Source organism: Ruegeria sp. AB9 (assembly GCF_056542585.1).
This window is the reverse complement of the sequence record NZ_JBQGAA010000018.1, coordinates 26,520-39,088: the sequence shown is the minus strand read 5'-3', so window position 1 is coordinate 39,088 and position 12,569 is coordinate 26,520. Positions and strand designations below refer to the sequence as shown.

Sequence of the window (12,569 nt, the reverse complement as noted above, 5' to 3'; positions counted from 1 at the left end):
CTATGGCTGCCCCGGGTTCTCTCAGCGAATTTCTGTCCGCGCAGCATTGCGTGATCCGCGTTGCGCTTACCCGCGTGCGCGGGTCTTCACCGCGTAATGAGGGGACAGAGATGTTCGTGGCACCTGGGGCGCTGTGGGGAACCGTTGGCGGCGGCCAATTGGAGTTCATGGCCATCAACGCCGCGCGTGACATGCTGCGTGACGGGATGCTGCATCAGGATATGGATGTGCCGCTTGGTCCGGAAATCGGGCAATGCTGCGGCGGCCGCGTCGAACTGAAACTGACCCGCATGCGTGCGTCCGACAAATGGGCCGCAACTGAACGCGCGGCACAGCGCGACGAAGCATTGCCACATGTTTACGTGATGGGTGCCGGTCATGTGGGACGTGCGCTGGCCAATCAGCTTCAGCACCTGCCTGTGCGCTGCATCCTTGTCGACACTCGGGCTGAAGAAATCGAGCTTTGCACCGCAAATGTCGAAACTCGGGTAAGCGCAATTCCCGAAGCCGAAATCTGGGGTGCTCCCGCTGGCAGCGCCTTCATCGTGCTGACCCACGACCATGGTCTGGATTTCCTGCTGACGTCCGCAGCGCTGGAACGTCAGGACGCCGCCTATGTGGGGATGATCGGTTCTGCCACCAAGCGGGTGAAGCTTAGGAACTGGGCACACAAACACTGCGACGGACAGTCTATCGAACACTTGAAATGCCCCATTGGGGCAAGCGGTAGCCGCGACAAGCGGCCCAGCGTCATCGCCACCTTCGTGGTGGCCGAGGTGATGGCTGAATTGACCTCTGAAACTGCCGCGACCGCCCCGACCGGGGCAAACCAGGCGCCCCAGGTGGGCCACCATCACGACCGGAGAGGGAGATCGGCCTGACATCTGTCGGGCAATTCCGGTCATATCAGAGGAGGAGACCGTCATGGACGGGAGGACCTATGAATACAAGCTGTTTACCCGCAGCGATTTCAGCGCTTTCTGGGCGCTGTTTACCGACAACCTCGTGAACCTGCTGATCCTGTCCGGGGTCTGCCAGTTCGTGTTTCAAATGCCCGCCGAAATCGTCTTTGGCCGCATCGTTCCCGGTGCCGCCATCGCGATTTTGGCAGGTGTTGCGGTCTACACATATCTCGCTAAATACGCGGCGAACAAGCAAGGCAAAGATGTAACCGCCTTGCCTTACGGCATTTCGACGCCAGTTATGTTCGTCTACCTGTTCGGTGTGATCGGACCCATCTATTGGGCAACCAATGATCCAATGCTCGCATGGCAAGTAGGCATCGGCGCCGGGTTCATGGGCGGCATCGTTGCGGCCTTGGGCGCCATCGTGGGACCGTATCTCAAGCGGATAACACCGCGCGCCGGTATGCTGGGCACGCTTTGTGGTATCGCTTTGGTTTTCATCGGCTCCGTGCCGCTGGCCGAAGTATTCGAGAACCCAATCATCGGATTCACGTCGCTGCTGTTTATCCTTTGGGGTTTGATCGGGCGTTTTCGTCTTCCGGGCAACGTCCCGGCCGGTCTTGTTGCGATTGCTGCCGGTACGGTGATTGCCATCATCCTTGGTGAATCCAAAGTCGACGTCAGCGGCATCGGATTTTACCCGCCAATCCCCTATATCGGTGACCTTATCGCCGGTGTGCAGTATCTGTTCGCCAACCCCGAACTGTTTCTGGTGTTGATCCCGGTGCAAATCTACAACTTCATCGAAACGATGAATAATGTAGAGTCCGCCGAAGCAGCAGGAGACCACTACCCAGTCGGGCTTTGCCAGGTGACGGATGGTGCGGGCACGATGCTCGGTGCGCTGTTTGGCTCGCCCTTCCCGACAACAGTTTACATCGGCCATCCCGCTTACAAACGGCTTGACGCACATGCCGGATACATTGTTGGCGTGGCTGTTGTTATCGCTGCGGCTGCCTTCCTCGGCTTCCTGTCCTTCCTTGCGGGCTTGATCCCGATTGCTGCCGCAGCCCCGGTACTGGTCTTTGTCTCGGTCAGCCTGATCACCAACACGGCCTGGGCTGTGAAGCCGATGCACATGGCCGCGGTATCCTTTGCGATCCTGCCTCATATTTCGGCCTTCCTGATGGTCAAATGGGGGTCACTGATGAACGCGCTGCGCAGCACCGGTGTCGAGGGTCTGCCCTCGCTGGGTGACGAAGGTCTGACCGCAGCTCTTCTCATGGAAGGAGCTCATTATGAGGGACACCTTGCCCTGAGCCAGGGTGCAATTATTACGGGTCTGGTCTGGGGTGCCATCGTAGCGGACGTAATCGACGGTCGCTTCCGAATGGCAGGAGCGTTTGCTGTTGCAGGCGGGCTGATGTCGGCCGTGGGGATCATCCACTCCTACACACTGCAAATGCCTCAGTTCGACGGGATCACCATCGGCTACCTGATTATTGGCGCGTTCCTCTACGTCTACCCGATGTTCGCGCCTAAAGAGGATCTCGAGCATCGCGTGATCGTACCCGATGAGCCTGATCTGATCGACGACGACTCGCCTGCGCAACAGGCCTGATCCATAGCGGGGCAGTCACGTGGCTGCCCCCTACCCTTTCCCTACCTTACGTACGAGACTCCCATGACACAGAGATTGCTTCGCGGTCGTCTGCTGACCTTTCATCATGAACCCCAAAGCGGCGAGGATTCCGGCGCATATACGTATCTCGAAGACGGCGCCCTATTGATCCAAGACGGGATTATTCAGGATACCGGCCCCTTCGCCGAGATCAGCGCAAAAGCCGGGGGTGTGCCGGTGACGGACCATCGCCCGCATCTGATGATGGCTGGCTTTATCGACACGCATATTCACTTTCCGCAGGTACAGGTGATCGCCTCGTGGGGGGCGCAGCTTTTGGACTGGCTCAACAATTATACGTTCCCGGAAGAAACCCGTTTCGCCTCGGACGAGCACAGCGCAAACATGGCACGGGCGTTCTTTGATCAGCTTGTCACCCACGGCACCACGACCGCAGTCGCATACTGCTCGGTCCACAAAACATCGGCGGATGCGTTTTTCACAGAGGCGACCAGACGAAACATGCGCATGCTTGGCGGTAAGGTCCTGATGGACCGCAATGCGCCCGAAGGTCTGCAGGACACGCCGCAAACCGGGTACGATGACACCAAAGCCCTGATTGCGGATTGGCACGGCAAGGGGCGAAACGGCTATGTCATCACGCCTCGGTTTGCGATCACGTCAACGCCGGAACAGATGGCAATGGCACAGGCACTTGCGCACGAACATCCAGATTGCCACATCCAGACTCACCTATCAGAAAACAAGGATGAAATTGCCTTTACCAAGCAGCTTTACCCACAAGCGCGCGATTATCTGGACGTCTATCAATCTTATGGTCTGCTGGGTCAAAAAACACTGCTGGGGCACTCCATTCATCTTGAGCCGCGCGAAGTCGACGCACTTGCCGAAACCGGCGGACACCCTGTGTTCTGTCCGACCTCGAACCTGTTTCTTGGCAGTGGCCTCTTTGATCATGACGGTCTGAGCGCACGTGGTATCAAGAACGGGATCGCGACAGACGTTGGTGCCGGCACCAGTTACTCGATGCTCCAAACTCTCAACGAAGGCTACAAGATCCTGCAATTGCAAGGAGCGGCATTGCATCCCCTGCAGGCGTTCCATTGGGCGACGCACGGCAATGCCTGCGTGTTGGGTCTGGAAGACAAAATCGGAAATCTAGACCCCGGAACCGAGGCGGATATCGTTGTCCTGAACGCACGCAGCACCCCAGCCATGGCCCTGCGCATGGATCGAGTCGGCGACCTTGCGGAAGAACTGTTTGTACTGCAGATGATGGGAGATGATCGCGCGATCGAGGAAGTCTACGTTGCAGGGGCGCCAAGCAAGTCCACCTCTGGTCGGAGTGCTCTCGCCCAACTTGCGATGCATCAGGCATAAAATGATTGTAGCTCTGTATTGGTGGTGCGGTGGCATCTATCTTGGACGGGATCGAGATTGCCAACATGGTGCGAAAACGCCAATTCACCACCGCAAGAAATTCCGGCTTTTAGCATTTTAACGAACTGGCAGGATAAGTGTGTCCTGCCTAAAGCCGGCCATGCCCTCGTCAGAAGTTTATGACACTGCCATTGATACTCCACCGGTCTGTAAGGCCCGCAGAGAATGACAGGATTGAGCCCATACTGTCGAATGCTGCTCGATACATGAATGTCTGGTTCCCAAAACACTCTCTTATGTCTTTCCGAACAAAGCACCGGGCTGTTGGATCGGTTCACGCATTCAAAAAGCTGATCGTTGTCTCCAAGAATGCGTCCCAATCCGGGCTGTAAGGCATTGGAACATGATTTGCAGAATCAAGGATAAGAAGCTGGGATTCAGGAATCCCGGCCGCCAGCATTCGCGCTTGTTCCAGAGGGTGGATCGCGTCTCTGCGCGCATGCACGACCAATGTCGGGGACTTCACTCGTGGAAGCAGATCAACCACTGACGCGTTGTTCATGGCCTGCCGCATTCTTATAATGTTCTCGGCAGGGCAAGACTTGTTCATGATCTCTACAATGTCTTTGGCCATCTCAATTGGGCCTTCCGGGAAATAAAGTAACGCGTACGCGAGAAGAAAGTTGCTGTCCGGGTTGTCCCAAGCCTCAGAGATCATACCAAACATTTCTTTAATACCGCTTGCTTCCGGGCGTAGATTACGTCCTTCGGCGTATCCTCCATTCAGAACCATTGCTGAAACACGTTCAGGATAATGTGCCGCAAGGTATATTGCAGGCAGTGCAGAACCGGACTGGCTAAACAACCCGAAACGATCGAGCCCTGCGGCATCGGCCACGCTTAGTATTTCGTGCGCCACAGCCTCAACTCCTGCTGACGCCATGTCCAACTCGGATTGACCGCTGCCAATTTCGTCAAAGAAGACCAGCGTATTTTGCGCGCAGATTGCATCAAATAGCGGGCGGAAAAACGGCGAAGACCAATTCGCCTCTATACTGGTCCCGCCGAAGGTTGTGTAGATGATCGGCGGGCCGTCGCCAGCCAACGCATAAGCAAGGGACTTTTGCTCTCGGGTCTTGGTGAACCGAAGCTTTGGCGACAGTGTTCTCTGGGGTTGCGGAGGAGCGACGACCTCAGCTTCAACGACTGCACAACAAGTGAAACCGCGCCGCGCGACCGTTCGGATAACAGCCTGTTTCCGCCCATTGTCGTCCACCGCGCGTCGCGCCGATGCGACACATGCGCTGATCGCGGAGTCCGAAACCAGGCGACCCTTCCAAACCTCGGCAATCATTCTGTCGCGCGTAATCAATTCTCCGGCATTTTCGACAAGGAGTCTGAGAAGATCGAAGACCTTTGGCTCGATTGATACTGCATCGTGAGACTTTGTTAGCGTGTGCCGATTTACGTCTAGCGTGAAATCACCAAACGTGTACCTCTCAGCGCTTCGGCCAGAGTCTCGTATTGAAGCCGCGTCAATCACAATAAAATCCTAGGCGTTTCCTCAAGCTCTCCTCAAGCGCAATTGCTCCGAATTTCCGATGATTGAGTCACGCGAAGAAACCAAGAGGTATACAAGATGAACCTGATGACAATAATGCAGATTGCGCAGAGCTATACAAAGGCCTGGAACTCGAAATCGCCGGAAGCTGTTGCGTCATTCTACGCAAACGACGGTGAAATCGTGATCAACCGGGGTGAACCGTGGTCCGGAAATTCCCGTGTGCGTGATATGGCGGCCGGCTTTTTCCGGGATGTGCCTGACTTGTCACTGATATGCGATGATGTACGCATCTCGGAAGATCATGTTCTTTTTTTATGGACGTTTACAGGGCACGACGCTGCTACTGACCGGCCACTAAAGATCCATGGTTGGGAGGAATGGGACTTGAACGCTGATTTGAAGGTTCAGTCTTCGCGGGGTTGGTTTGACGCCAAGTCCTATGCGAAACAAGCGGAAGGCGGTTAGGCCTCTAAGCCAACCGGACATTGCGGTCGTCACCGTGGAAGACCGCTTTGTTTCGCTTTTCCTCCGTCTCGTGCTGTCACGCCATAGCGGATGCCTTCGCCCTCTGGAAAGAGAGTGCAGCCGGACATCGCGACCAATAGCCCAAAGGTCTCGCCTCTCTCAATCACGCCCGGACAACTTGGCAATCCTGCCTGTCGACGCACCTCACGTATTTTCAGGCACTCGGACCCAGACTTCCACACGCCGATTGCTGGCGCGACCTTGGGCGGTGTCGTTGCAGTCGAGCGGCATCTGCTCGCCAAAGCTGAGCGCTTGAATGTTGATTTGAGACAATTCTTCAGCTGCGAATTCGGAAGCAATTACTTTTTGCACTGCTTCGGCACGCTGTTGTGCCAGGCGCGTATTCTGCTGTGCATCACCCACACTGTCTGCAAATCCGACAAGCAAAAGTTCCAGCCCGTCGAATTCGCTTTTGCGCAACCGGTTTGCCAGATCCCGGATATTCAGCATCGACTCTTCGTCCAGCTTGCTGGAGCCGTTTTCGAAGCGGAAGGTGATCGACAGACGGTCGGCCCGACGCAGTTCACGCATCATGGACGAAAACTCGTTGCCGTCAAAGTCAGGCTCGACGGCGGCAGCGTGGATCAGGGCAATTCCCATGTCCTGGATTTTCATGCGCTGAAGACGGGCACTTACAAAACCCGCATCCTCCAGCACGGCCTGCGCGGCGTCGGTTTGTGCCCATTGCAGGAAATCGTCGGCAACCGGGTGCAGGCCCTCGGGTTTTGCTTGGGCGACAACCGGACGTGCAAGCGGATAGTTGTCAATCTTCATGTCAAAATCGGACGGTTCTGACATAAGGCCGCAGACTTTGCGAATAGACAGCATATCTGCCCCTCCACGCATTGCCTGCACGCGGTCCAGCACACCAAGGGCAGTACGGTCTGTGCGTACCGAAGAGATCAGGTCTTCCGCGTTAGCATGATAGACCGTATTTGCCGCCAGATGATCATCCGACCTGCCCGAAATTCTTTGGAGCAGGAACGCGGGATTATCCCCTTCCATCAGGTGCAATGTGACCGGTGTATTGCCGCCACCCAGGTTTTCCCATGACTGAAGATCACCGGACAAGATGTCAGAGATTTCTTCGGAACTCAGATCGCGAACGGGGTTTTTATCCGCAGCGATCAGAACCTGCCCCCCGGTTGCCAGCAGATATTCATGCTCGTTGCCGGTTGGGCCCGTCTGCTGATCTGTTATCGTGATATCGGGGGCGAAGACGGTTTCGGTTGCGCCAGCAGGTTGCATGTCGATCTCGGCGACGACAGAACCATCCTCACCGCTCACCAGAGTAACAACCGAATGTCCTTCGGCCTGTTCCTCAATGTGGTAACGATGCCCCCGGTCCCGCGCGTATTCGCTCAGCAGCGCGGGCATCATGAAATCAACAGCAATTTTTCCGGCACGCAGAGTGACTTTCGGATCATAGAGGTTCAGGTCGGGACAGGCCGCGCCAAGACAGTCGACACGGTCCGTGGATAGCTGGAAACTGCCCAGAGGCGTTTCGACAACGTAATAGCTGTTACTGTAGTCTACCAGTTCGCCGACCACTTCGGTATCGTCGCTTCGGGACACCAGTGTAACACGCGTGTCCACAGCCTCCTCTTCCAATTCCTGCTCTTCGGGGGCTTGGTCCGCCCCGGGGCAGCCAGAACCGGAGCAGCTCAACATCATTGCGTACAGCCTGAGTGTCCCCAGTTTGGTCTGAAGAACATAAGTGACCCCGTCATACTCCAGGATAACACCGCGGACACTCGTTCTTCCGTCATGCGTGGTCAGTTCAACTTCGTTTGCAGACTGCGCACCCGCTTCAAAAGCAAAAGCCGATGCAAGCATACCGGCGGTTGCGGCAAACCGTCTGGTGTTGAATGCCAGGACTGATTTTGACAGCCAGGAAGTATGAGACATCTGGGTTTACTCCATCTCGCCAAGTGGGTGCGCTGAAGGACCGGAGGTGATGGCGACCTTGATCATCCCCCGGACGGGGGTCTTTATTCCGAAGGCTGTTGTGTCGTCGTATACAGACCGACGGCCTCATTCATACGTTGCAGCAGCGGTTCACTGTCGCGGGCCAGAACCGACAGATCGCGATCCGACAGAATCTCTCCGCTTACGGCGCGCGCCAGCAAGGCTTTGACAGGGTTCCACAACTCTTCGACTTCGCGAAGTTTCCGGGCAATTTCCGGTGTAGGCGGTGCGATGACGCCAATATCCGCAAATCCGTCCTGCAGCGCTGACAGGGAGGTGTCAAAAAGCTCGACCGTGTCGGCCAGACGTGCTGCCTGTTCCGAAGGGTCCGCCGCAACCCGCATCAGACATGCCTCTTTCACGGCTTTCTGGGTCAGCATACGCTGGCGTCCAGCGATATCGACGGTGATGGCCAGGTTCAGGGAAACCGACGCGGTTTCTGAAGCATAGGCCCGCGCCATCTTGTAGACAGCGATATTCATGAACTTCAGAACTCGCAGGCTTGCGCCGTCCAGCTCGTCCAGTTCTTCGTTGGCAATTGTGGCATTCTCGATGCCGGTTTCGATGGTTGCCTTGTACGCCGCCCAATGAGTATCAATCGCACCAAGAGCAGCAGACACCTTTTCATTGTTTTCCGCGTCCAGGTTTAGATCTGCATCCCCGTTACGCAAACCGTTGTCGGATTGCAGGAACAGACCATACGCCTGAGTCATCTGGTCGAATGACGTGGTAAATCCAACGTCCTGCGCCATCAGGCAGGCGGCTTTTGTGATCCGCTGGGACAGCATACGCTGGCGCCCGGCGATATTCACGCGATGCGTGACCTGGTCGACCTTTGCGCTGTCCTGTGCGTTCACGATTTGAGGAGCAATGGAAGCACACGCCACGAGGGATGCGGTCAGAGCCGTTTTGATCATTATTAGTCCTTTTATTCTGAGGAATTCTGCTTTCGGGGGAGATACGGCTACCGGTACATCACGACAGCTTCGTTCATTGTCCGCAGAAGCGATTCCGTTTGTCTGGCAAGGGTCGCAAGGTTTCGCTCCGACAACTCTCCATCGGCAGCTGCGCGATCAAGAATATCCTTCACCGGCCCCCATAGATCCGACACTTCCCTCAGTTTGCGGGACAGTTCGGAATTGGAAGGTGGGATCACGCCTGCAGCGGGATAGCCTTCCAGCAGCGCCACTAACGAACGGTCAAACAGCCGGACCGTCTCTTCCAACCGTGCGGCCTGCACCGTTGGGTCTGTCGCGACCCGCATCAGGCAGGCTTCTTTCACAGCCTTCTGAGTCAGCATGCGTTGCCGTCCGGCAACGTCGATCGTAATCGCCAGACCAAGCGGCACTTCTGGTGTTGTCGAGGCATAGGCCCGTGCGGTTGTGTAAACCGCCTTATTCATGAACTCGAGCACCTTGAGGCTTGCGTCATCGAGCTTTTCAAGCTCAGCGTTCTCGATCGCCGAGTTCCTGATCCCGGTGTCAATGATGTCCCGGTACACCTCCCAATGCGGATTGATCTCATTCAGAGCATCCAGAACGGCGCCGAATTCCTCCGGAGCCAGTCCCAACTCGGGGTCGCCCGTACGCAATGCATCATCCGCGCGAATAAAAAGACTATGTGCCTGGGTCAGCTGATCGAAAGCTGTGGTGGTGGCGACATCCTGCGCCATCAAACAGGCAGCTTTCGCCATGCGCTGAGACAGCATCCTTTGACGCCCGGCGATATTGATCCTGTTTGCGGCTTGTGCAGCAGGATCGTCAGGCAATGAGGCCGACTGTGCCAGCACCCCGGTCGGAGCAGTCAGCGCCAACGCAATCAGGGCCGCGTTAACGAGCTTTGCCGATTTGCGGCAACCGTCGATTGCAGTTTTGGCGCGACCCATCATCTTTTCAACAACGCGAGGGCCTTGGTCAAGGCAGCAATGCACAAGTCTGAGTTGAAAACTTTTGCTGTTTGGAGAGGTACTTTGCAATTCTGGAAACCATCTGTTCTTAGGTTTTTCGCCCCATATCAGCGGCTTGAACGGTCGTATTTGATCTGGGTCAATTCTAATCTGCAAAAACTGGAATATTGTCTGGCCCGGTCAATTTTGTTGCTGAAATTCGCTTCTAAGTAGACTTCTGCCGAGGCGTCTTTCGCACTCAGATCTTCGGACGGTAGTGCCGAGTGTTCTGTTGCGAAGTTTCTGACGGAACGAGGATTTCACGCCGGATCTACAGATTTCGCCCTGCCTGTCGACGCATTGAGATTGACCACTGCGCCATCAAACGCGTCCGACCGGCAGGCGTCAAAAGCCGCCGGGCCTGGATTGCATTTGTATCCGGATTTCGAATTCAGCAGCCTGATCGGTACGCCCTTGGATACGAACAAAGGCAAACCGGATATGGCGAAACGGGTGGCTGATTTAATTAAAAAAGTCCATCCGACCCGTGTGATTGCAAAACAGTTCAGTATATCGCTTTTGACTGTCAAAGATCATGTTCACGCGTTTTTGGAACGATTGGGCCTGCCATCCGGAGCGGCCTTGATATTGACGATACATCGCTAAGCATAAGCCGCGTCGCGGATGGCAGGCCCGCAATCCACCCAAGGATGGAAGCCACACGCCGTCGCGCGAATGTCGATGTAGATCGCATCCCATCCGGTACTTTACGCACCAAATCTGCGCAGATGATCAGAAAAGCTGAGGTATCGAAAATCCATGGCGCCTGAAGGGCCGAAAGAGAATTCACTGGACGTAATCTCGGCCTGCTGGCGCAAATTCGTCCAAATTCGGGAACTTTTCCTCTCATCCTGCATCCAAGGAACCAGGAGCGCACGAATGCGCACCCAAACAAAACCCTGGAAAGGACCCAGCCATGCTCAGAAAGACAGCAGTTGCCGTTGGATTTATCGTCGCTACCGCACCAGTTGCGAAAGCTCATGATGAGCTAGCCCTCGCGAGTTCTCCCGCAGGTGATCCTTATGTAAAAGTGAGCGATGTTCTTCCCCTGCCCGAGTTCATTCCAGGTCTGGGAACGCTTTTCGTGGACCCGTCCACCCTACCCGCTGGTCCGTTCCTCGCCTATGATCGCGACGGCCGGCTGTCCGCCACGGTCTACATGACCCCACTTGACGATCTGCAAGGCGGTACGTCATTCGACGGCCTGACCATCGGGTCACACACAGTCAGTTCGACAGATATTTATTACAACGCCGGGCATCCCGGCGTGGATAAACCGCACGCGCATGTCGTTCTGTTTCACGACGAAAAGGCAAAAGAACGTCTGGCCGAATGATTTGTACACGACGTCGTGCTGTATGGCTGGGAGGATGCGCAGTTGCATCCTTCGCTGGTTCGCGGAGCGCCCTTGCGCGGCCGGCCACAACGGTTGAGATGCGCGGAAGCCCGCGCGGCGAGCGCGTCTGGTTTGATCCTGTTGGTCTTGCGGTGTCTCCGGGCACAATCGTCCGGTTCACCAATCGCGATCACGCCAACAGTCATACGGCAACCGCTTATCATCCTGCGAGCTATGATCGAAGGCGGCGCATTCCCGCTGCAGCCGACCCTTGGGACAGCGACTTTCTACTTCCGGGTGAGAATTTTGAAGTCACGCTGACCGCGCCTGGAGTATATGACTATTATTGCCTACCCCACGAGATGGCTGCGATGGTCGGCCGTATAGTGGTAGGAGCCCCGGGAGATTTCGGCTGGGAGGGAAGTTCAAACGACCGGAGCGACGTGTCGGAAGACGTCCTCGCAGCTTTGCCTTTGGTACAGAGGATCCTTTCGGAAGACATCGTTCGCAGGGAGGATCGATCATGAAGGTCCAAACGAACCTAAGGCAACAAGCTTCAGCCGATGCGGCCAAGTCCGAAACAGAGCTTGTAAGTGCCGCGCGTGAAGGCAGCGAACTGGCGGTCCGGGAACTAATCCGTCGCCTGAATCCCCGACTCTTTCGCGTTGCCCGGGGTATCGTCGACAGCGAAACCGACGCAGAAGAAGCGCTGCAGGAGGCTTATCTCTCTGCGTTCAGCAAACTGGACGGATTTCGTGAGCATGCCAGCTTTTCAACCTGGATCACTCGGATCGTGATCAATACCGCGCGAATGCAGCGCAGGCGAACGCGCCCTGCCGAAGAATATGACACCGTGGTTGAAACCAGCTCATCAAGGGTGATTTCTTTCCCAGGTCAAAACGCCGAACTCCCCGATGCAACACTCGGGCGCGCGCAATTGAGAGACTTGCTTGAAGCCGCCGTATCTGACCTGCCGCCCCATCTGCGACTGCCGTTCCTGCTGCGCGAGGCAGAAGGCATGAGTGTTCTTGCCATCGCTAGCGAACTTCAGATCAACCCGATAACCGTGAAAACACGCCTGTTTCGCGCTCGCCGCCGGTTGCGAACCACAATCGAAGACCGGGTCAGGGGCGGGTTCGAAGCAATCTTCCCATTTGGCGGCAATCAGTGCGCTGAATTAACCGATCGCATTGTAACGCGATTACGCGCGAATGGTGCACTTTGAGGACGAAAACACGACCCGAAGATGCCGTGGGGGGATGGGCATCCTAGCTGCGTGCGACCCCTCAGAAGTGGTGAGAACC

The 12,569-nt window shown here is 56.1% G+C and carries 11 protein-coding genes and 1 pseudogene; 7 read left to right on the top strand and 5 right to left on the bottom strand.

Features of this window, described 5'->3' with window-relative positions; genetic code table 11:
• Positions 1 to 2: 2 nt before the first annotated feature.
• From xdhC to guaD, 3 genes are all read left to right on the top strand, one after another.
• Positions 3 to 881: a xanthine dehydrogenase accessory protein XdhC gene (gene xdhC / locus ACR0K5_RS22465; protein WP_480631772.1), complete on the top strand. Its 879-nt coding sequence runs from the start codon at positions 3 to 5 to the stop codon at positions 879 to 881.
• 43 nt (positions 882 to 924) lie between these two features.
• Positions 925 to 2,526 (top strand): xanthine/uracil/vitamin C permease, encoded by a 1,602-nt coding sequence (locus ACR0K5_RS22460; protein ID WP_480631771.1) that lies wholly within the window; start codon positions 925 to 927, stop codon positions 2,524 to 2,526.
• Positions 2,527 to 2,589: 63 nt separating this feature from the next.
• A complete protein-coding gene (guaD, locus tag ACR0K5_RS22455) occupies positions 2,590 to 3,927 on the top strand; it encodes a guanine deaminase (RefSeq protein WP_480631770.1) in 1,338 nt (445 codons plus the stop codon).
• Between the two features lie 334 nt (positions 3,928 to 4,261).
• Here the strand turns inward: guaD and ACR0K5_RS22450 are convergent, their stop codons facing one another.
• Both ACR0K5_RS22450 and ACR0K5_RS22445 read right to left on the bottom strand, forming a co-directional pair.
• Positions 4,262 to 5,032, bottom strand: a complete 771-nt coding sequence (locus ACR0K5_RS22450) for an alpha/beta fold hydrolase (RefSeq protein ID WP_480631802.1) — start codon at positions 5,030 to 5,032, stop codon at positions 4,262 to 4,264.
• A gap of 126 nt (positions 5,033 to 5,158) precedes the next feature.
• Positions 5,159 to 5,470, bottom strand: a pseudogene (locus ACR0K5_RS22445) (winged helix-turn-helix domain-containing protein); the annotation flags it as partial.
• A gap of 96 nt (positions 5,471 to 5,566) precedes the next feature.
• Here ACR0K5_RS22445 and ACR0K5_RS22440 point away from each other — a divergent pair.
• Entirely contained in the window at positions 5,567 to 5,956 is a 390-nt protein-coding gene (locus tag ACR0K5_RS22440) for a nuclear transport factor 2 family protein (RefSeq protein ID WP_480631769.1), read from the top strand.
• 204 nt (positions 5,957 to 6,160) lie between these two features.
• On the opposite strand, the gene ACR0K5_RS22435 is transcribed toward ACR0K5_RS22440, so the two are convergent.
• The 3 genes from ACR0K5_RS22435 to ACR0K5_RS22425 form a co-directional block, all read right to left on the bottom strand.
• The gene (locus ACR0K5_RS22435; RefSeq protein WP_480631768.1) at positions 6,161 to 7,924 is read right to left on the bottom strand and encodes an OmpA family protein; all 1,764 of its coding nucleotides are present in this window, start codon (positions 7,922 to 7,924) and stop codon (positions 6,161 to 6,163) included.
• Between the two features lie 83 nt (positions 7,925 to 8,007).
• Positions 8,008 to 8,901: a type IV pili methyl-accepting chemotaxis transducer N-terminal domain-containing protein gene (locus ACR0K5_RS22430; RefSeq protein ID WP_480631767.1), complete on the bottom strand. Its 894-nt coding sequence runs from the start codon at positions 8,899 to 8,901 to the stop codon at positions 8,008 to 8,010.
• A gap of 47 nt (positions 8,902 to 8,948) precedes the next feature.
• Positions 8,949 to 9,872, bottom strand: coding sequence for a type IV pili methyl-accepting chemotaxis transducer N-terminal domain-containing protein (locus ACR0K5_RS22425; RefSeq protein ID WP_480631766.1), 924 nt, complete (start codon positions 9,870 to 9,872; stop codon positions 8,949 to 8,951).
• 973 nt (positions 9,873 to 10,845) lie between these two features.
• On the opposite strand from ACR0K5_RS22425, the gene ACR0K5_RS22420 reads away from it, so the two are divergent.
• From ACR0K5_RS22420 to ACR0K5_RS22410, 3 genes are all read left to right on the top strand, one after another.
• Complete coding sequence (locus ACR0K5_RS22420; protein ID WP_480631765.1) at positions 10,846 to 11,265, top strand: hypothetical protein; 420 nt, start codon at positions 10,846 to 10,848, stop codon at positions 11,263 to 11,265.
• Between the two features lie 98 nt (positions 11,266 to 11,363).
• Positions 11,364 to 11,792 carry a plastocyanin/azurin family copper-binding protein gene (locus ACR0K5_RS22415; protein ID WP_480631764.1) on the top strand — a complete coding sequence of 143 codons (429 nt, stop codon included), beginning with the start codon at positions 11,364 to 11,366 and terminating at the stop codon, positions 11,790 to 11,792.
• Positions 11,789 to 12,490 (top strand): RNA polymerase sigma factor, encoded by a 702-nt coding sequence (locus ACR0K5_RS22410; protein ID WP_480631763.1) that lies wholly within the window; start codon positions 11,789 to 11,791, stop codon positions 12,488 to 12,490. The genes ACR0K5_RS22415 and ACR0K5_RS22410 overlap by 4 nt, the downstream gene beginning before the upstream one ends.
• Positions 12,491 to 12,569 lie beyond the last annotated feature (79 nt).

Excerpts from the sequence above, each read along its gene's own strand:
- xdhC (WP_480631772.1), top strand. The coding sequence starts at position 3 with ATGGCTGCCCCGGGTTCTCTCAGCGAATTTCTGTCCGCGCAGCATTGC.
- ACR0K5_RS22460 (WP_480631771.1), top strand. The coding sequence starts at position 925 with ATGGACGGGAGGACCTATGAATACAAGCTGTTTACCCGCAGCGATTTC.
- guaD (WP_480631770.1), top strand. The coding sequence starts at position 2,590 with ATGACACAGAGATTGCTTCGCGGTCGTCTGCTGACCTTTCATCATGAA.
- ACR0K5_RS22440 (WP_480631769.1), top strand. The coding sequence starts at position 5,567 with ATGAACCTGATGACAATAATGCAGATTGCGCAGAGCTATACAAAGGCC.
- ACR0K5_RS22435 (WP_480631768.1), bottom strand. The coding sequence starts at position 7,924 with ATGTCTCATACTTCCTGGCTGTCAAAATCAGTCCTGGCATTCAACACC.
- ACR0K5_RS22430 (WP_480631767.1), bottom strand. The coding sequence starts at position 8,901 with ATGATCAAAACGGCTCTGACCGCATCCCTCGTGGCGTGTGCTTCCATT.
- ACR0K5_RS22425 (WP_480631766.1), bottom strand. The coding sequence starts at position 9,872 with ATGATGGGTCGCGCCAAAACTGCAATCGACGGTTGCCGCAAATCGGCA.
- ACR0K5_RS22420 (WP_480631765.1), top strand. The coding sequence starts at position 10,846 with ATGCTCAGAAAGACAGCAGTTGCCGTTGGATTTATCGTCGCTACCGCA.
- ACR0K5_RS22415 (WP_480631764.1), top strand. The coding sequence starts at position 11,364 with ATGCGCGGAAGCCCGCGCGGCGAGCGCGTCTGGTTTGATCCTGTTGGT.
- ACR0K5_RS22410 (WP_480631763.1), top strand. The coding sequence starts at position 11,789 with ATGAAGGTCCAAACGAACCTAAGGCAACAAGCTTCAGCCGATGCGGCC.